16 protein-coding genes are annotated in these 18951 nt (G+C 29.9%); 6 read left to right on the forward strand and 10 right to left on the reverse strand.

The window, feature by feature from the left end:
- Positions 1-335: 335 nt before the first annotated feature.
- Together N2251_RS00710 and fbp are read right to left on the reverse strand one after the other, a co-directional pair.
- A complete protein-coding gene (locus N2251_RS00710; RefSeq protein WP_260584763.1) occupies positions 336-944 on the reverse strand; it encodes a superoxide dismutase in 609 nt (202 codons plus the stop codon).
- A 123-nt stretch (positions 945-1067) separates the two neighbouring features.
- Positions 1068-2102 carry a class 1 fructose-bisphosphatase gene (gene fbp / locus N2251_RS00715; protein WP_260584764.1) on the reverse strand — a complete coding sequence of 345 codons (1035 nt, stop codon included), beginning with the start codon at positions 2100-2102 and terminating at the stop codon, positions 1068-1070.
- Between the two features lie 160 nt (positions 2103-2262).
- Between fbp and N2251_RS00720 the strand changes: the two genes are divergently transcribed.
- From N2251_RS00720 to N2251_RS00730, 3 genes are read left to right on the forward strand one after another with little or no spacing between them, the layout of a single operon-like run.
- Positions 2263-2748: a GNAT family N-acetyltransferase gene (locus N2251_RS00720; protein ID WP_260584765.1), complete on the forward strand. Its 486-nt coding sequence runs from the start codon at positions 2263-2265 to the stop codon at positions 2746-2748.
- Positions 2735-3979: an aspartate kinase gene (locus N2251_RS00725; RefSeq protein WP_260584766.1), complete on the forward strand. Its 1245-nt coding sequence runs from the start codon at positions 2735-2737 to the stop codon at positions 3977-3979. The genes N2251_RS00720 and N2251_RS00725 overlap by 14 nt, the downstream gene beginning before the upstream one ends.
- 56 nt (positions 3980-4035) lie before the next feature.
- Positions 4036-5844 carry a lysophospholipid acyltransferase family protein gene (locus N2251_RS00730; RefSeq protein WP_260584767.1) on the forward strand — a complete coding sequence of 603 codons (1809 nt, stop codon included), beginning with the start codon at positions 4036-4038 and terminating at the stop codon, positions 5842-5844.
- 358 nt (positions 5845-6202) lie between these two features.
- Here N2251_RS00730 and rseP read toward each other — a convergent pair whose 3' ends face one another.
- Positions 6203-7549, reverse strand: coding sequence for an RIP metalloprotease RseP (gene rseP / locus N2251_RS00735; RefSeq protein WP_260584768.1), 1347 nt, complete (start codon positions 7547-7549; stop codon positions 6203-6205).
- Positions 7550-7707: 158 nt separating this feature from the next.
- Here rseP and N2251_RS00740 point away from each other — a divergent pair, with 158 nt between their 5' ends.
- Positions 7708-8385, forward strand: a complete 678-nt coding sequence (locus tag N2251_RS00740; RefSeq protein WP_260584769.1) for an SCO family protein — start codon at positions 7708-7710, stop codon at positions 8383-8385.
- Between the two features lie 151 nt (positions 8386-8536).
- Here the strand turns inward: N2251_RS00740 and N2251_RS00745 are convergent, their stop codons facing one another.
- Positions 8537-8881, reverse strand: a complete 345-nt coding sequence (locus N2251_RS00745) for an SdpI family protein (RefSeq protein ID WP_260584770.1) — start codon at positions 8879-8881, stop codon at positions 8537-8539.
- Positions 8882-8884: 3 nt separating this feature from the next.
- On the reverse strand, positions 8885-10210 hold the full coding sequence (locus N2251_RS00750) for a serine hydrolase domain-containing protein (RefSeq protein WP_260584771.1): 1326 nt from the start codon (positions 10208-10210) through the stop codon (positions 8885-8887).
- A 93-nt stretch (positions 10211-10303) separates the two neighbouring features.
- On the opposite strand from N2251_RS00750, the gene N2251_RS00755 reads away from it, so the two are divergent.
- On the forward strand, positions 10304-11515 hold the full coding sequence (locus tag N2251_RS00755; RefSeq protein WP_260584772.1) for an aminotransferase class V-fold PLP-dependent enzyme: 1212 nt from the start codon (positions 10304-10306) through the stop codon (positions 11513-11515).
- Positions 11516-11864: 349 nt separating this feature from the next.
- Here N2251_RS00755 and N2251_RS00760 read toward each other — a convergent pair whose 3' ends face one another.
- A complete protein-coding gene (locus tag N2251_RS00760) occupies positions 11865-12566 on the reverse strand; it encodes a Bax inhibitor-1/YccA family protein (protein ID WP_260584773.1) in 702 nt (233 codons plus the stop codon).
- Positions 12567-12637: 71 nt separating this feature from the next.
- Between N2251_RS00760 and glpQ the strand changes: the two genes are divergently transcribed.
- Entirely contained in the window at positions 12638-13639 is a 1002-nt protein-coding gene (glpQ, locus tag N2251_RS00765; protein ID WP_260584774.1) for a glycerophosphodiester phosphodiesterase, read from the forward strand.
- Between the two features lie 66 nt (positions 13640-13705).
- On the opposite strand, the gene N2251_RS00770 is transcribed toward glpQ, so the two are convergent.
- The 4 genes from N2251_RS00770 to N2251_RS00785 all read right to left on the reverse strand — a co-directional run bounded on the left by N2251_RS00770 (position 13706) and on the right by N2251_RS00785 (position 18895).
- Complete coding sequence (locus N2251_RS00770) at positions 13706-14941, reverse strand: hypothetical protein (protein WP_260584775.1); 1236 nt, start codon at positions 14939-14941, stop codon at positions 13706-13708.
- Complete coding sequence (locus N2251_RS00775; protein ID WP_260584776.1) at positions 14928-17408, reverse strand: DUF2339 domain-containing protein; 2481 nt, start codon at positions 17406-17408, stop codon at positions 14928-14930. Before N2251_RS00775 ends, N2251_RS00770 begins: the two co-directional genes overlap by 14 nt.
- Before the next feature lie 139 nt (positions 17409-17547).
- Positions 17548-18369, reverse strand: coding sequence for a tetratricopeptide repeat protein (locus N2251_RS00780; protein ID WP_260584777.1), 822 nt, complete (start codon positions 18367-18369; stop codon positions 17548-17550).
- Positions 18341-18895, reverse strand: a complete 555-nt coding sequence (locus N2251_RS00785; protein ID WP_260584778.1) for a hypothetical protein — start codon at positions 18893-18895, stop codon at positions 18341-18343. The genes N2251_RS00780 and N2251_RS00785 overlap by 29 nt, the downstream gene beginning before the upstream one ends.
- Positions 18896-18951: the final 56 nt, after the last annotated feature.

The following is an 18951-nucleotide window of genomic DNA, read 5'->3' on the forward strand; positions in this document are numbered from 1 at the left end:
CAATTAAATCATACAAAGAAATGTATTGACTAAATTGAATTTCTTGTTGTTGAACCAGCATCTATAAAAGCATTATTTTACTTTTTTAAGATACGAAAAAAGGAGTAAAAAGTTTTTACTTTCTACTCCTGTATTGACTAAATTGAATTTCTTGTTGTTGAACCAGCATCTATAAAAGCATTATTTTACTTTTTTAAGATACGAAAAAAGGAGTAAAAAGTTTTTACTTTCTACTCCTTTTAATTTAGTCTTGAGGACTTTTTCAGTGCCCTCGTTTTTAACGCTTCGGATTTTTTTATTTATTAACAGTAAGTTGTAAAATAATAACGCAGTTACTATTTAGCTTCTGCATATCTTTTTTCAACTTCGTTCCAGTTGATTACTTTAAAGAAAGCATCAATATAATCAGGGCGACGGTTTTGGTAGTTTAAGTAATAAGCATGCTCCCAAACATCTAATCCTAAAATTGGAGTTCCGCCACAGGTTACACCTGGCATTAATGGGTTATCTTGATTTGGAGTAGAACAAACTTCTACTTTACCACCAGGAAGTACACATAACCAAGCCCATCCTGAACCGAATTGTGTTGCAGCAGCTTTAGAAAAAGCATCAATAAAAGCTTCTTTAGATCCGAAGGCAGCTTCAATAGCATCTTTTAATTCTCCTGATAAATAACCTCTATCGTTAGGGTTCATTACTGTCCAGAATAAAGAATGATTGTAAAATCCACCTCCATTATTACGAACACCACCGTTACTCATATCTAAATTAGCAAGAATATCTTCAATAGATTTTCCTTCTAAATCAGTTCCAGCAATTGCTGCATTTAATTTAGATGTATATCCGTTATGGTGTTTGCTATGGTGAATTTCCATAGTTCTAGCATCTATATTTGGTTCTAATGCATCGTATGCATATCCTAATTCTGGTAATTCAAAAGCCATAATTGTATGTTTTTTAATGGTTTAATTTTTCTTTTATATAAATGTAAATTTAATTCAAAAAAATAAGGCAAACAACTGTTTGCCTTATCGATAATTTATTTAACTATAAATAAATGTTATTATTTAATATGATGGTTTTTCATTTGAAGAGAACTCAGTCATAAATTCTTCCGCTTTTTCGACCATTTGTTTGCTTCCGCAGAAAAACGGAACACGTTGGTGTAATTCGGTTGGGTTTATGTCCATAATTCTTGTAAATCCGTCAGAAGCTTTACCGCCAGCTTGTTCACAAATAAAAGCCATTGGATTGCATTCGTATAGTAAACGTAATTTTCCGTTAGGCGTAATTGTAGTTGAAGGATAAATATAAATTCCCCCTTTAATCATGTTTCTATGAAAATCGGTTACTAATGATCCAACATAACGAGCTGTATACGGTCGGTTATCAGCTTCATTTAAATCTTTACAGTGCACTAAAAAACGCTTCATTCCCTCTTGAAAATACGTAAAATATCCTTCGCTTACCGAGTATATTTTACCAATTTCCGGAAATTGCATATTTGGGTGTGATAAGTAAAAAGTACCAATTGCAGGGTTTAATGTAAATCCGTTTACACCATTACCAGTAGTAAAAACTAACATGGTTGAGGTACCATAAGCTACATAACCAGCAGCTACTTGTTCGTTTCCTTTTTGTAAGAAATCTTCTTTAGTTACAGGAGTACCATCTGGAGAAACTCTTCTGTAAATAGAAAAAATAGTTCCTACCGATACATTTACATCAATATTTGATGAACCATCTAAAGGATCCATCAATAACACATATTTGTTTTCGTTTGTTTTATGCTGACCTTCAACAATTACAAAATCATCTTCTTCTTCACTCGCAATACCACAAACAATTTCACGATTAATAAGTGTTTGTTTAAAAAGATCATTTGCCAGCACATCTAGTTTTTGTTGTGCTTCTCCCTGAACATTAATGTCACCAGCAGCTCCAGTAATATCTACTAATCCTGCTTTTCTAATTTCATGGTTTACCACTTTGGCAGCCAAACGAATAGAGTTTATTAAGCGAGATAATTCACCAGAAGAATATTTAAAATCTTTTTGATTGCCAATAATAAACTCTCCAAGAGTCATGTGCTTGTTGTTCATAGTAACTTTTGTGTTGTTGGTACAAAGATGCCAACTTTTTTACGTTTCTACAACGATTTCGTATTTTAAAATTTTGAACAAAAACAAACGATGTGTTTTAATTTTCTATTTGTTTTAAAGGAATTTATTAAAATTTATCTTTACACAAAATTATCTACAAATGAGTTTTATAATTAGATCAGGAGAAAAAAAGGATGCACAATCAATATTAAACTTAATAATTGAATTGGCTATTTTTGAAAAAGAACCAACAGCAGTTAAAATTACTGTTGATGATTTACTTTATGATGGATTTTCTGAGAATCCTAAATTTAAAACATTTGTAGCAGAAGAGTCAGACGGAACCATTATAGGAATGACGCTTTTTTACGAACGTTATTCTACTTGGAAGGGAAAAGCGCTTCATTTAGAGGATTTAATGGTTACTGAAACTAAAAGAGGTATCGGTGCTGGAAAAAAATTATATGGTTCAGTAATGAAATATGCACAAGAAAACGGATTTAAAAGAGTTGCTTGGGAAGTATTAGATTGGAATGTAAATGCAATTGAGTTTTATAAAAAAACAGGAGCAACCGTTTATGATGAATGGAGAGTTTGCCATATGAATGAAAAAAACTTAACACAATTTTGTAATGAGAGTATTTAAGTTTGGAGGGGCATCGGTAAAAGATGCTGTGGGTGTAAAAAATGTAGTAAAAGTTTTACAACATGAAGGCACAACGAATACATTAGTTGTTATTTCTGCAATGGGAAAAATGACAAATGCTTTTGAAAATGTTGTAGATGCTTACTTTTATAAGAAGAACAATTTAAAGGAGGTTTTAAGTATTGTAGAAGATTTTCACTATCAGATATTACATGGTTTATTTGAGAAAGAGCATAATATTTATCAAAAGGTAGCTCATTTATTAGGTGAATTGAGTGGTTTTATGCTTCGAAATAAATCAGAAGATTATAACTATGTTTATGATCAAATGGTTGGTTTTGGTGAATTATTATCAACCACTATTGTTAGTGAATATTTAAAAGAAGTTGGTGTAGATAATCAATGGTTAGATGTAAGAGAATATATAAAAACAGATGTTAATTATAGGGATGCAAAGATTAATTGGGAGTTAACGAAACAACTGATTAAAGAAAACGTAGTTTCTGCTCAATTAAATATTACACAAGGATTTTTAGGTGGAGTTGGTGTAGAAACAACAACTTTAGGTAGAGAAGGATCGGATTATACCGCAGGCGTTTTTGCATATTGTTTAGATGCCGAAAGTGTTACAATTTGGAAAGATGTAACAGGTGTTTTAAATGCAGACCCTCGCGTGTTTACTAAAACAGAATTATTACATGAAATATCGTATACCGAAGCCATAGAAATGGCTTTTTACGGAGCATCAGTAATTCACCCAAAAACAATTCAGCCGTTAGAGCAAAAAAACATTCCGTTATTTGTTCGTTCTTTTGATGATTTGTCTAATAAAGGAACTTGCGTAGGTAGAGGTAAGAAAATTACTCCCGAAGTTCCTTGTTTTATTGTAAAAAAAGATCAGATTTTGGTTTCAATATCAGCAAAAGATTTCTCTTTTATGGTAGAAAGTAACATTAGTGATGTTTTTGAAAAGCTAGACGAATATAAGTTAAAAGTTAATTTAATTCAGAATTCAGCAATTAGCTTTTCAGTTTGTATTGATGATAAATACAAAAATTTTGATGCTTTTTATGATGATTTAAAGAACAGGTTTACAATAAAATCATATAAAGCAGTAACACTTTACACTATTCGTCATTTTAATGAAGACGCTATAAATGAAATCCGCAAGAAAGGAAAATCAATAATTAGTCAGATTAATACTGAAACTGCGCAGTTGGTTATACAATAAAAACTGAAAATCTCGCAAAATTCTATTATATTTGCGTTTATGCCAAATTTGAATTAATGGGATTAGTTACATCAAAAGAAATTGCTAAAGTTATTGGAGTTGATAAGTTCGGTGTTGCCGGAACTTTTTTGGGTTGGACGTTGATGAAAATTTTACGTATTTCTGCGGTTAATAGATTGTATGATAATAACAAAGATAAGTCTGATCTTGATTTTTTAAACGGTATTTTAGACGATTGTAAAATTGAGTTCGAAATACCTGAAGAGGATTTTAAAAGAATTCCCAAAACGGGGCCTTTTATTACAATATCTAACCATCCTTTAGGAGGGATTGATGGTGTTTTATTAATGAAGTTATTGGTTGAGAAAAGAGCAGATTATAAAATTATCGCAAATTTTTTATTACATAGAGCGGAACCTCTAAAGCCTTATATAATGCCAGTAAACCCTTTTGAAAGTAGAAAGGATGCAAAATCGAGTTTGGCAGGTATTAAAGGAGCTTTATTACATTTACGTGAAGGTAAGCCATTAGGTATTTTTCCAGCAGGCGAAGTATCAACACATCGTGATGGTAAATTAGTGATTGATAAACCATGGGAAGAAGGAGCGGTACGTTTAATTAAAAAAGCAAAAGTTCCTGTAATTCCTATTTATTTCCATGCTAAAAATAGCCCGTTATTTTATATTTTATCTAAAATTAGTGGCACGTTAAGAACAGCAAAACTTCCATCTGAAGTACTTTCGAGAAACAAGAGAATAATAAAAGTACGAATAGGAAAGCCAATTTCGGTAAAAGATCAAGAACAATATAAAGATGTGCCTTCTTTTTATGAGTTTATAAGAAAGAAAACATATATGTTGGCAAATCCTTTTGAGAAAGCTTCTCAGAAAATTTTATCAACACAAAATTTAAAAATACCTAAAAAAGTAAGCAAAATAACTTCTCAGAGAACACCTGATTTATTTATTAAAGAGGTAGATGATTTAAGAGAAAAAGGAAGTAGGTTATTACAAAGTAAAAATTACGAGGTGTTTTTTGCGAGCGCAAAAGAAATTCCGAATATTTTACATGAAATAGGCCGATTACGAGAAATTACTTTTAGAGAAGTTGGAGAGGGAACAAATAAGGCAATTGATTTAGATAAATTCGACAGGTATTACCACCATCTTTTTTTGTGGGATAACGTACAAAATGAATTGGTAGGTTCTTATAGAATGGGCTTGGGTAAGGATATTTATAAAAAACATGGAATTAACGGTTTTTATATTCATACTTTATTTAGAATAGAGCCTGAGTTGTATCCGATGATGCAAAACACGATCGAATTAGGTAGGGCTTTTATTGCTAAAAGTTATCAGCAAAAACCTATGCCTTTGTTTTTATTATGGAAAGGAATTGTACATACAACATTACGTTATCCAGAGTATAAATATTTAATGGGTGGAGTAAGTATTAGTAATCAGTTTTCTGATTTTTCTAAATCCTTAATGATTGAGTTTATGAAATCTCATTATTACGATCCGTATGTTGCACAATACATTCATCCTAAAAAAGAATATAAAGTAAAGTTAAAGGATGCAGATAAAGATTTTGTATTTGACTCTACAGAAGCAGATATGCAAAAGTTTGATAAAATTATTGATGAAATTGAACCAGGAGCATTACGTATGCCTGTTTTAATTAAGAAATATGTGAAACAAAATGCACGTTTGGTCGCTTTTAATGTAGATCCTAAGTTTAACAACGCAATAGATGGTTTAATGTATATTAAGGTAGCAGAGATTCCAGAAAGCACCGTAAAACCAGTAATGGAAGAGTTTCAGGCCGAGTTAGAAAAGCGTGCTACTGAAAACATGAATAAATAGTAGATTAATTATTAAAATTTGATTGTTCGTAATTTATAAGAACTCACTTTACGTCAACCTGAACTTGTTTCAGGTTCTCATCATAAGAGATACTATTTATTATAAACATGTGATTCTGAAATGAATTTAGAATGACGCTATGATACCTGATTATAAATAAAGATTACAGCTTAACTACTCGAATAAAAAAAGAAGCATCCTATTTAATAGGATGCTTCTTTTTTAGCTTGAACACTTATTTTCTTATAGGAGAAAATAAGATTATAATATAATAGTATTTAACTCTTACTACTGATTTATAAACAGAAAAAGCATCGTAAAAATTACGATGCTTTTTGTTTATGTAGTCTTTGTACTATTACTTAAATAGTCTAAAAATATCATTTCCGTTAGCAAATAGTAATAGAATAATCAGTAAAACAAAACCTGTTAACTGTGCATACTCTAAAAACTTATCACCAGGTTTTTTACCAGTAATCATTTCCCATAAGGTAAATACTACGTGTCCACCATCTAAAGCAGGTATTGGTAATAAATTCATGAAACCTAACATAATTGATAAGAAAGCGGTGATGTTCCAAAAAGATTGCCAGCTAAATTCAGCAGGAAAAATACTCCCAATAGAAATAAACCCTCCTAAACCTTTATAAGCGCCTGTACTCGGATTAAAAATCTTTTTCATTTGTTTAATATAGTTCGTTAAGGTAGTCCATGCTTTTGTAGTTCCGGCAGGGATAGCTTCACCAAAAGAATATGATTTTTCTGCCAGTTCGTAATACCCTAATTTTTCTAAATCGATTAAAGATACAGCTCCCCAAACAACACCTAAGTTTCCGTGTTCAGAAACTTTAACAGGAACGTTTAAAACCTCTTTATTTCTTTTTAAAGTAACAGTAACATCTTGCCCTTTTAAGTTTTGTAAAATAGGTTTTGCTTGATCGTAATATGTTATCGATTGTCCGTTAATTGCAGTAATAATGTCTTTTGCAAGAATATTAGCGCTTGCGTTTAATGAATCTTTTTGTAAGCCTGCAATTATGAAAGGATATCTTGGCGAGATAAAGCTACCAGCATTTTTACCGCGATCAATTAATTTAGAAATAAAATCAATAGGAATTATTTTATCTACTTTTACACCGTTTCTTTCAACTGTATAATTGTTTCCATTAATAAACTCTAAAGGAAGTTCTCTAAATTTCTGAATTTGTTCACCATCAACAGAAAGTATTTTGTCTCCTGTTTGTAAACCCAAATCTTTACCTAACTGATCTTGTACCCAAATACCATCTTTTAAACTTTCGTTTGGTAAAAACTTTTCACCATAAGCATACATTAAACAAATGTAAATAACGATACCTAAAATAAAGTTTACAATTACACCACCTAACATAATTATTAAACGTTGCCAAGCTGGTTTAGAACGAAATTCCCAAGGTTGTGGCGGTAATGCCATTTGTTCGGTATCCATACTTTCATCAATCATTCCTGATATTTTTACATATCCTCCTAACGGAATCCAACCAATACCATAAACAGTATCACCTATTTTTTTCTTGAATAATGAAAACTTATAATCGAAAAATAAATAGAACTTTTCTACTTTGGTTTTAAATATTTTAGCAGGAATAAAATGCCCTAATTCGTGTAAAACGATTAAAAGCGATAAGCTTAAAATAAATTGTGATGCTTTTATTAAAATTTCCATAAAGGTGTATATCTAAATTTAAAATCGGACAAATGTACGTTTTTCATAAGAGCTGTAAAAGTTTGTAGCATAGATGAGGTTTGGTTTTAACAAATCTTTTATGATATAAGATAAATAAGCCTTGTTTTTAGTCGTATTTTTGCAAAAAAAACACTAAAATGGATTTAAAATTCTTTAAAAAATCAAAAAGCACCTTACTTTTTTTAATTGTTTTTTGCGCGGTGGGTATTCCTGTTTTTTATCATTTAGTAAAAGTTGAAGAGAAATTACCCATTTATAATCCAGCAGATATCAATCCAAAATTGGTAGATATTTCTGTAAGAAAAAAATCTAGAAATCATAAAATAGGCGATTTTAAACTGATAAATCAAAACGGAGAAACAATTACAAATGCCAATTATAAAGATAAGATTTATGTAGCTGATTTCTTTTTTACGCGTTGCCAAACAATTTGTATTGTAATGGCTTATAATATGAGTGAATTACAAACACATTATAAAAATGATGCTGATATTATGTTTTTATCACATTCGGTAACTCCAGTAATGGATAGCGTACCTCAATTAAGAAAATATGCGGATGCGAAAGGAGTAATTGACGGAAAATGGAATGTTACTACAGGCGATAAAAAACACATTTACAATTTAGCTCGTAAACATTATTTTGCTGTTTTAGATGAAGGAAATGGCGATGAAAATGATTTTGTACATACTGAAAATTTTGTTTTAATTGATAAAAAAGGACAAATTAGAGGTTCGTATGATGGAACCAAAAAAGAGAATATGCAAAAAATTATTGACGATATTACCTTATTAAAGCAAGAGTACATTAAGTAAACTTATCAAAAATAAAAGAAAAAAATAAACGTTAACTCGGAAACAAGTTCAAGTTAACGTTTATTTTTTTACTCTTAAAATTATGTATTTACCGTCATTCTGAATTTATTTCAGAATCACATAGTATGAAGCCAGTTAACAGCCATTAAAATTACTTTATTTTATTCCCTTCTTCATCGAAATTCTTATTAATCTCTTGTTCTGTTTTAATAACAGATACCGCTAAAGACAATAACATAATTGCCATAGGTTGCCAGGTTAACTCTTTAGCTATATAAGCCAATATTAATGACGCAATAAGTGAAATTGCAGAGTAAATTAAGAACTGTTTATTAAAATAACTATTAGCAAACTGCCAAACAACCTCATTTTTCATCGCTTTATTGGTTCGGTAACCATAGATGGCATTTATTTTTTTGGGTGGAAACAAGTAAAAAAGAATACTAAATACTAAAAGGATTCCGTTTACAGAAAGTACGTAATAATATGGATTCATTGTTTAATTTTTAATTGAAGTAATAATTCCTTTTAAAAGTGTATTCATATCGGCATTTTTGGTAAGACCTGTACGAACGACTACTAAATTTTCGTTTGGCAAGATAAACACATTTTGTCCTTTATAACCATTAAAAGAATACATGTTTTCTGGTACATCAGGATATCTGTTACCTGCATTTAACCAAATTTGTGCACCATACCATCCGTCAGAACCAGGAGTTGGAGTTGTCGCATAATCTACCCAATCTTTATCAAAAAGATGCTCGCCATTCCATTCTCCATTATGTAAATATAAAAGTCCAAGTTTAGCCCAGTCTCTTGCGGTTGCCCAACCATAAGAAGAACCTACGTAATTACCACTCATATCGGTTTCTATTAGCATAGAATTCATACCAATTTTATCGATTAACGCGCTGTACCAAAAATCTAAATATTCTTGATGCGTGTTAAATTGGTTACGAATTAGCCCTGAAATTAAATTGGTGGTTCCCGAAGAATAGTTCCAAGTTTTGTTTGGTTTTCCTGCAAGAGGTTTCTTTACTTGACTTTTAGTCATGTCTTCTTCAAGAAAAAGCATTTTACTAACATCAGAGATTGTATTATAATCTTCTAACCATTCTAAACCAGAATTCATTTGTAGTAAATTATGAAGCGTAATGTTTTTTCGTTCATCATTTTTCCACTCCTCAAATAAATTATCAGAATTCACATATAATTTTCGTTCGCATTGCAAAATTCCAACAATAGTACTGGTAATACTTTTGGTCATTGACCAACCTAATTGTTTAGAATTTTTATCAAATCCGTCGCTATATTTTTCAGCAATAATTTGATCTTTATAGATAACTAAAACCGAACGAGTTTGATTTACATCATTAAAAATAGTATCAATAGTTTCGTTAAGTTTTTTGTAATCAATATTTGAAAAAAGCGTATCTTTTTGATCAGCATTTCCATACGGAAACGGCGTAGAATTATCAGGTTTACTACGTTTAGGAACCAATGTTTTTTTAGAAACATCATATGTGTCATTTATTAAAACAGCACCTAAACCTTCTCTATAAATTGCCTTTCTTTTTAAAAGACCAAAAGCACTACCAGTAGCCGATTTTTCTTCTTTGTTTATTTCATCAGAAGTTAAGTTAATAGGAGAAAAATTATTGTCGTTTTTATCAGTAAATGCTAAACTACGTTCCGCTAAAAAAACTGAGGAAGCGGTGTTTTTTGCAGAATAACCCGCAAGAATATTTAACTTCGGATAATTAAAATAAACAGCCACAGCTAATATTACAATAAACAGTAAGAGTATTCTTTTTAAATTCTTCATATAAAACAATTTTAGCAAATGTAAGAATTTAATTGTTTGATGTTTGTATTTGAAAAAGCAAGCAGTACCTTTGTTTAAAATAATGATTTTTATATGTTTAATGTAAACGAAATTAGAGCTGATTTTCCTATTCTTAATAGAGAGGTACACGGAAAAAAATTAGTGTATTTTGATAATGGTGCAACTTCACAAACGCCACAAGTGGTTATTGATGCTATTGTTGATTATTACTCTAATTACAATGCGAATATTCATAGAGGCGTACATACTTTAAGTCAGGAAGCAACAGATAAATATGAAGAGGCACGCCTTAAAGTTCAAAAGCACTTTAACGCAAAACAATCATACGAGATTATTTTAACCGCTGGTACAACGCATAGTATTAATATTGTAGCTTCAGGATTTGCAGCTTTGTTAAAAGAGGGAGATGAAGTTATCGTTTCTGCTTTAGAACATCACTCGAATATTGTTCCTTGGCAAATGCTTTGTGAAAAAACAGGAGCAGTTTTAAAAGTGATTCCGATGGATGATGACGGATCATTACGAATGGATGTGTATCACGAACTACTAAATGCAAAAACAAAATTGGTTTTTTGTAACCATGTATCAAATGCATTAGGAACCATAAATCCGATAAAAGAAATTATTCATGCAGCTCATAAATTCGGAGCTTATGTTTTAATTGATGGTGCACAAGCAGTACCGCATATAAAACCAGATGTTCAGGAGTTAGATGCTGATTTTTATGTAGCTTCTGCTCATAAAATGTGTGGCCCAACAGGTGTTGGTTTATTATATGGTAAAGAAGAGTTGTTAAACTTATTGCCGCCATATCAAGGAGGAGGAGAGATGATTGAAACCGTAACTTTCGAAAAAACTACCTACGCAGGTTTGCCTCATAAATTTGAAGCAGGAACACCTAATATTTGCGGAGGAATTGCTTTTGGAGCTGCTATAGATTATATGAATGCTATTGGCTTTGATAACATTGCAAAACAAGAAAGTGAACTGTTAGCGTACGGAACAGAAGAACTAGAGAAAATTGAAAATTTAAAAATATACGGAACCACTAATAAAGCATCTGTAATATCATTTAATATTGAAGGAATTCATCCTTATGATATTGGTAGTATTTTAGATAAATTGGGTGTTGCCGTTCGTACAGGGCATCATTGTGCACAGCCTATTATGAATTTTTATTGTATTCCGGGTACAGTAAGAGCGTCGTTTGCTTTTTATAATACTAAAGAAGAAATAGATGTTTTGGTAACCGCTTTAAAAAGAGCACAAATGATGTTGAGTTAAAAATTTCTTTTAGCGAATAGCATTTTATATCAAAAAAAAAGACCTCACAGATTTTTAAAATCTGTGAGGTCTTTTAATTTTGAGTCTGTTTGAATTTTATCTAAATAAATAATAAATCGAATCCGTCTACCTGAATTTATTTCAGGTTCACATCCTAATTTGCCATAATTCTACTTTTGATGCGATGGAGAACTAAATTCAGTATTATCTACATATTAAATTGTGTAGAAATGCCTAGCCCCGATTGAAGCATTTGTTTGAGCTCTTTTTTATTTTTCTTAAAAAAAGCGAGTGCTGAAAGCGGGAAATAGCTTCAAATTAATTTTAAGTGTTTTAAATTTACAGATTCTTAATCTCTCGACATAAAAATTTGTAATACATACCAAAACAACAACATTAAAGATGCAAATAAGCCTAATGCAGCGGGTATATAATCGTCGGTAGAAAATTTGTTAACCAAGTTAGAGGTTTGGTATAAGATAGTACCTGCAGCTAACACACACATTCCTACAGAAAACCATAAACCAAGGTTAAAACCAAATAGAGTTCCTGCAATAATTAATCCGATGGCAATAAAGAAACCAACACTTAAGCCTGCTTTTATAAACGAAAAATCTTTTTTTGTAATAAATACAATTGATGAAATTCCTACAAACAATCCTAAAGTTACGATTCCGGCTTGTTTAATAATTTCAAAATTATTAGTGTAAGAAATTGCCATATAAATAAGCGGAATAAAAATAAATGCTTCTGCAAATACATAGCCCGAGTATGCTAAATACTGTAAATTTTTGTCAGATGTTTTTAAGGCAGTACTTTCTGCATAATTGGTAATCAACATAAAACCACCTAATAATAATAGCCATTTATAACCCTGGGTCATCGATAAAGCAAACTCTACTATTGTAGCGTTTTGCAATAATAAATATTCAAATACGATAAATAATAATACCCCTAAACCAACATGTGCATAGGTTTTTTTGTAAAAAGCAACTCTATCTGTTTCTGATACTTGAGCCACTAGAACTTTATTGTTAAATGAGTTTTCCATAATTGTTTTTTTTAGAAGATAAAGATAGTTTTTATTAAGAATTTTTAATCTACTTTCTTTATTTTTATAAAATGAATAATTTAAAGAACATCACTTTAAAACTACTATTAATTGCAATAACATTTTCGTTAAAAAGTTATAGTCAAATTAATCAAAATAACAAGATGAATTCAAAAAAAATAGTAATTGCACATCGTGGAGCATCTGCATATTTACCAGAACATACTATGGAAGCAAAAGCAATGGCCTATGCTATGAATCCTGATTATATAGAACAAGATTTGGTGTTAAGTAAAGACAATGTTCCTATAGTAATCCATGATATTTATTTAGAGGATGTTACCAATGTTGCTGAGGTTTTTCCTGATAAAAAAAGAAAAGACAATCGTTTTTATGTAATTGATTTTACTTTTAATGAGTTGCAGCAATTACAAGTAACCGAACGTTTTGATCCAAAAACTGGAAAGCAATTTTACGAGAGTCGTTTTCCTAAAAACAAAGGAAGTTTTAAACTGCATTCTTTTGAACAAGAAATAGAATTGATTCAGGGATTAAATTATAGTACAGGGAAAAAAATCGGAATTTATCCAGAGATTAAAAACCCGGAATTCCATCACGAAAACGGAAAAGATATCGCTAAAATCACTTTAGCTGTTTTGTCCGATTATGGTTATAAAACAAAAAAAGACAATTGTATTTTTCAATGTTTTGATGCTAAAGAATTAGAAAGAGTTCGGGTAGAATTACAATCTGATTTGTTCTTAGTACAATTAATTGAGTTTACAGAAGAAACAAAAAAATTAGACCATTTTGCAACGTATGCAGACGGAGTAGGACCGTGGTATAAGCAAATTTTAAATAAAAAAGAAAACGGAGAATGGTTGTTTACTTCTTTGGTTGCTGATGCTCATAAACTTGGATTAAAAGTGCATCCGTATACTTTTAGAGCCGATCAACTAGATGAGTTTTCTTCTTTCGATGAAATGCTACAAGTATTATTCTTTGAAGCAAATATAGATGGTGGTTTTACTGATTTTCCTGATAAAATGGTACAGTTTTTAGCTAAGAAATAACTCTAATTCATCTAAATAGATATTATTTAATTTAACTTCAAAAATAAATAGCTTCGGTTTAGTTTATTACTGTTCTTTAGTAGCTATATCTTTTATCAAACCAAAGGCAAAATAAACAACTAAAAATCCGCCAAAAACAATACAAAGCCACATAAAAATTTTAGTTTCCCAAAAAGGGGTGTTTTTTTGTTTTACGGCTTCTTGTTCAATTCTCGAAAAATTTAAAACGCTTGCTTCTTTTAGGGCAATTGTTTTGTTAGAAATAAAATTACCTAGATCGTACGAAGGTTTAGTAAGTGTAGTATCAATAACTATTGTGTATTTTTTCTGTTGCTTTAAATTAGCGATTAGGTATACTGGTTTTTGTAATAATTGTACGTTTTCTATCGCCAAAGGCGGATTGTCTTTATTTTCGATTTCTATGCTAAATTCTTTTTCATTTAAGTTGTTAAGAACAAACGTATTTTTGTTTTTAGAATTCAATTGAAATCTGGCAATTACTTGATCATAAGTTTCAATACGTTTTTTAATTTTACGAGTTCTCTTTACGATAACCTTTGCGTTACGCAGAAAAAAATCAGTAGTAATATTAAACGAAATAGTATTTATTTTATGAGCATTTTCTGCCGAAAATTTAAGTTGAGTTACTTTTTTATCTTTTAAAATAACAGTTTTTTGTTTGTAATTAGAAACCTCTAAAGGTGCTTGCGTAAAAAACTTACTTTCATAAACTCCAGCTTCTAAAATATTGATAGGTAATGAGTTTTTATCGTTAAAGTTAATACGTAAAAAAGCATAGGTGTTTAGCGGGAAATCAATCGTTTTTTCTAAAAACACGTTTCCTGATGCCGTTTTACTAGGAATATTTATATAAGATAGTTTTTTATCAGAAACCAAACCAAACCAATCTTTACCGTTATCACTACCATATACATTATAGCTTTTTCTGATTTTAGTATTTGCTATTTTAAGTGTAATATAATCTTGCTTTTTACCACTTTCATTTTTGATAACAATAGAAGTAACAGAATCTTTAATTATTTTTTTAGACGCTATTTTAACTGTTTTAAAAGTAGAAAAATTCCTGTCGTTATTATAAATTAAAACATAGGGAACCTCGTTTTTTTGAGTATCTTTTATTCGTAAAGTATTAAAATTATCACTACTTGAAGAACGTATCTTTTGAGATAGCATTATCTTATGTAAACCATCTTCTTTAATTGTATCTAAAGATCCTTTATGGCTTTGGCTAAATCCAGTAATTGCAATAAAAAAGGCTGCTAATAAACTATATTTCTTCATTGTTGTCTTCTTTTTCTGAGGTTTCATCAACTACTAATTTTTTAATTTTTTGATACACAAAAGAAATCACTAATATTAAAATTCCTAATAAAATAAAAGCAATTATTTTTCCGGTTTCTGATACGTTTTTAATATCGTACATAAACAATTTAACAATCGTTAAACCTAGCAACGAAAGTGCAATTACGCGCAATGTTTTCCACTGTCTTCTTATTCCTATAATTAAAAATATAAAAGAGAAAACACCCCAGAGTATTGGATACCCTATTTTTATAATTTGTGTTTTAGTTTCTTGCACTTGTGTGTTTACAAAATTGCTTTTTAAGTATCGATTATCTTCAGTGTCGGGAAATTTTTCGGCTAATTCAACTACATCAACCGTATTAGAAATATACAAACCATGGGTCATTATTTCATTACTTAATACATATACAATCGCAAAAGTAAATAACCAAGGCAACCACTTGCTTTTCGTTGCTTTTATATTAAAAATTGAATGTGTTTTTTTAAATAGCTGATATCCGAAATAAATTAAACACGCTACAACAATATAATGAAAGTAAAAAGCATATTTAGTATGGGTGTTATCGATGAAATTTTGAGCCATTTCGTTTGCCGGAAACTTATAAAAAGAAAGAATATAAAATAAGATAGAAAAACCACTTATTAATAATACGAACTTAGAAAATGCTTTGTTTTTTAATATTGCCGTTAAGTATAATAAAACAGCCACAAAAACAAAATGATAAACTAGTGGGAAAGATAACACTGAAAAAGTGTTTTCTAAAAACTGATCTGCTTGGTAACTGATTTCCAAAATTCCTGTGAAATAACTTACAAGAACTGCAAGAATTAAAACCAATTTTTTGTAAAAATTAATATTTAGCAGAAAAACTTTAGCAACAACTTCCTTTTCTTTTTGTAATAACCAATACGTTAAAAACAACGAAACACTTACCGTAAAACCAGCAATAAATAACGGATTAAAAACTACTGATAATTCTTCGGATGAACCATAACGATCCCAATCTATTAATAAGCTAAAAAGCGTTAGAGTTTGTACAATTACGGCGCCTATTTTAAAAGAATTAATTTTCGATTTTTGTGACAACCAAAATAACAACACTGCTTCTGCAGCCCAAAATAAGGTAATATGATTTCCTTCAAATTGAATTGGTATTGTAAGTGTAACAAAAGTAAGTGCTAAGCCAATTAAGAGATATATTGCGTTTTTATCTAATCCGAATTTTTTATATAAAACAGTGGCGTAACCTAAATTATAAACCGCTAATAACAATGTGAATAATCCAGTAAGATTAGAGTCTAAATCATTTAGTATTAACATTCCCGTTCCGAAAAATACAAACGTATTCGCAACCAAAATAAGATACTCTATTGCAGAGAAAATACCTTTGTTTTTAAGGTTATTTAAAACAATAGTAATACTAAATATAAAATAAAAGATAGTAGCAAAAGTTAAGGCTCCTGTATGCGAAAATGAAGGTTCACCTATTTTTAAAGCACACCAACTAGTAAATAATATGGTAGTAAAAATGTAGGCTAAAATGGTAGAAACTTTCCATTTTTTAAAATAAGAAATCCCTAATATACCAATGTTTAAAATGGCAATATACGTGAATAATATAATGTAATTACCTTCACCAGTACTTACCATAAAAGGTGCCGCGAATCCACCAATTAATGATAAAACAGCTAATTCTTGACGGTTGTAAGAAACAGAAACTAAACTACTAAAGGCAGTAATCACTGCCATTATACTAAAAGCAACGGTTTGGCTAAATAATTGATATTCGTTAAACGCAATATAAATAGTAAAATAAAAGATACTAATTGCACCGGCTACTAAAACGGAGCTAAAAGAAGCATAGTTTTTCTTTAGCTTATGAGCAATAGTCATAACAAGCGAACCGCATAAAATACCGATACCTACTCTTGCAGGTTCGTTTATCCAATCTTTATCAATTGCATATTTAACGAAGAAACTAATTCCTAAAACTAAAATTAAGATTCCGAGTTTATTAATTAAGTTTTCACCTATAAATTTTTCTAAATCAGGATTTTTCTCCTTAAATGATTTTAGCCAAGACTTTTTTTGGGCTGTTTTAATTTTTTGTTTTACAACTTGTTTTTGAGTTGTAGTTGAAGCAGGTTTTTGTTGAGTGTCAACAATTGGAACTGGTTGTATTGTTTTTCCGATGCTTTTTTCGGGAACAATAATAGTAGGTTTTACTACTTTAATCGGTTCATCCTTTACAGGTTTTTTAGCTACAACAACTGTTTCTTTTGTTTCGAAAGCTGTTCTTTTTGAAATAATTTCATTTTGAAGAAAACGAAGTCTGTTTTTTAAATCTTCAATAGTTAGGTTTTGTTCTTTAAACTTGTTGTTTATATTTCTGTTAAGAAAATAGAAACATAAAATGAGTGTTATAAATAAAAAACCTTCCATAGAATCTCTTTTTGAATTTTAATAGTAAATGTAAACTTTTAAAATGATAACGATTGTTGTAATAATTAAAACGAAAAAGTAACTTTAATACATAGAACATCTATTGGAAATCAATAGCTAAAAATAGTCACTCGATAGTTTATTTGTTAGATAATGATTTTTGTAACTCTTTATAATCGCCTAAATATAATTGACGTAAAGTTTCTACGTAGGGTCTTTGATTATAATAACCGTCATTAAAATCTTTTATAGCAGCAGCTAACAGCTTAGTCGCTTTTTCAATTTCACCTTGTTTTTTTAATATAAAAGCTTTGTAGTATTTTGCATCAGCGCTAAAACCGTACGAATTTTTAATAACACGATCAAAGCAAAGCTGAGCTTCTACATAGTTTTCTAATTCGAGATACGCGATACCTTTGTATAAAAAGGCAGTAACATCCACAGAACTTTCACTAAAATCTTCAATTTCTTTATCGATGTATTTATCAAAATAAAAAATAGCATTTTTATAATCGTTTAGGCCTAAATAAGCAATTCCTCGCCAACAATCTACACTTAATCCTCTTGGAGCATCAATAAAATCTGGTGTTAAAAGATCACTTTTATCAAAATTTATAATAGCTTTTTTATAATCTCTATAAAACCATAAATATAAATATCCACTTAAAGGTATTTTGTTGATTGAGTCTATTTTTACTGCCTTATCATATTGTGATTTCCATTTATTTGGCATTCCTCTTTTTAAATATGCCACGGATAATTCGTAAACTGCTTCTACATAAGTAGAATCTATTTCTATCGCTTCTGTAATTCCGTTTTGAAATGGCGTTGAACCTTGTGTGAAAAACACGGCTTTTTTATATCTTTTTTCGGCTAAAGTTCTTTTGCTTTCTTCATTTTTACAAGACAAAAAACTAATAATAAGTATAAGGCTAAGGGATAATTTGAGTAACTTTTCCATTTTCTATTCTATAAGATATGTACATGTAATAATTTTGCGGTTTGTCATCATAAGAAATAACATTCCAATTTTTTGGTTTTGAGGTAAAGGTTAATAACTCATTTACCATTTTAGAATCCAAAGATTTTTCTTTTAAATCTAAATCCATTTCAATAATTTCAAACCATCCTGGATTTCCTTCACAGTTTACTAAAAACCGATAATTTAAATAACCAGATTCTGTATAATTATTTGTGTTAAACTGCGTGTTTACTGCATCTCTAAATTGCTTTTTAGAGCCTTTGTAAGCTTTTAAACTTGCACTGCTATAAGTATGATAAATACTACCATCATTGCATAGTTGGTGTTTATCATTTAAAAGAGCTTTACTTTGATCAATATAGCCAACATAATGTTTAAAAGGTTTGTTTTCGGTATCATATGCTTGGTTAATATAAAAGTATCCGAAGAGAAGTAGTGAACCAATAAGAACTAAAATAGCAGCAAAAACTATTAAAACAATTTTTAGAATTTTCTTTTTTTTCATGATTTAAAAGTAATAAAAAATCCCGTTCTAAATTTAGAACGGGATTTATATATTTT

The sequence above is a fragment of the Tenacibaculum haliotis genome, assembly GCF_025215075.1.
GTDB classification, from domain to species: Bacteria; Bacteroidota; Bacteroidia; order Flavobacteriales; family Flavobacteriaceae; genus Polaribacter; species Polaribacter haliotis_B.

Excerpts from the sequence above, each read along its gene's own strand:
- N2251_RS00710 (WP_260584763.1), bottom strand. The coding sequence starts at position 944 with ATGGCTTTTGAATTACCAGAATTAGGATATGCATACGATGCATTAGAA.
- fbp (WP_260584764.1), bottom strand. The coding sequence starts at position 2,102 with ATGAACAACAAGCACATGACTCTTGGAGAGTTTATTATTGGCAATCAA.
- N2251_RS00720 (WP_260584765.1), top strand. The coding sequence starts at position 2,263 with ATGAGTTTTATAATTAGATCAGGAGAAAAAAAGGATGCACAATCAATA.
- N2251_RS00725 (WP_260584766.1), top strand. The coding sequence starts at position 2,735 with ATGAGAGTATTTAAGTTTGGAGGGGCATCGGTAAAAGATGCTGTGGGT.
- N2251_RS00730 (WP_260584767.1), top strand. The coding sequence starts at position 4,036 with ATGGGATTAGTTACATCAAAAGAAATTGCTAAAGTTATTGGAGTTGAT.
- rseP (WP_260584768.1), bottom strand. The coding sequence starts at position 7,549 with ATGGAAATTTTAATAAAAGCATCACAATTTATTTTAAGCTTATCGCTT.
- N2251_RS00740 (WP_260584769.1), top strand. The coding sequence starts at position 7,708 with ATGGATTTAAAATTCTTTAAAAAATCAAAAAGCACCTTACTTTTTTTA.
- N2251_RS00745 (WP_260584770.1), bottom strand. The coding sequence starts at position 8,881 with ATGAATCCATATTATTACGTACTTTCTGTAAACGGAATCCTTTTAGTA.
- N2251_RS00750 (WP_260584771.1), bottom strand. The coding sequence starts at position 10,210 with ATGAAGAATTTAAAAAGAATACTCTTACTGTTTATTGTAATATTAGCT.
- N2251_RS00755 (WP_260584772.1), top strand. The coding sequence starts at position 10,304 with ATGTTTAATGTAAACGAAATTAGAGCTGATTTTCCTATTCTTAATAGA.
- N2251_RS00760 (WP_260584773.1), bottom strand. The coding sequence starts at position 12,566 with ATGGAAAACTCATTTAACAATAAAGTTCTAGTGGCTCAAGTATCAGAA.
- glpQ (WP_260584774.1), top strand. The coding sequence starts at position 12,638 with ATGAATAATTTAAAGAACATCACTTTAAAACTACTATTAATTGCAATA.
- N2251_RS00770 (WP_260584775.1), bottom strand. The coding sequence starts at position 14,941 with ATGAAGAAATATAGTTTATTAGCAGCCTTTTTTATTGCAATTACTGGA.
- N2251_RS00775 (WP_260584776.1), bottom strand. The coding sequence starts at position 17,408 with ATGGAAGGTTTTTTATTTATAACACTCATTTTATGTTTCTATTTTCTT.
- N2251_RS00780 (WP_260584777.1), bottom strand. The coding sequence starts at position 18,369 with ATGGAAAAGTTACTCAAATTATCCCTTAGCCTTATACTTATTATTAGT.
- N2251_RS00785 (WP_260584778.1), bottom strand. The coding sequence starts at position 18,895 with ATGAAAAAAAAGAAAATTCTAAAAATTGTTTTAATAGTTTTTGCTGCT.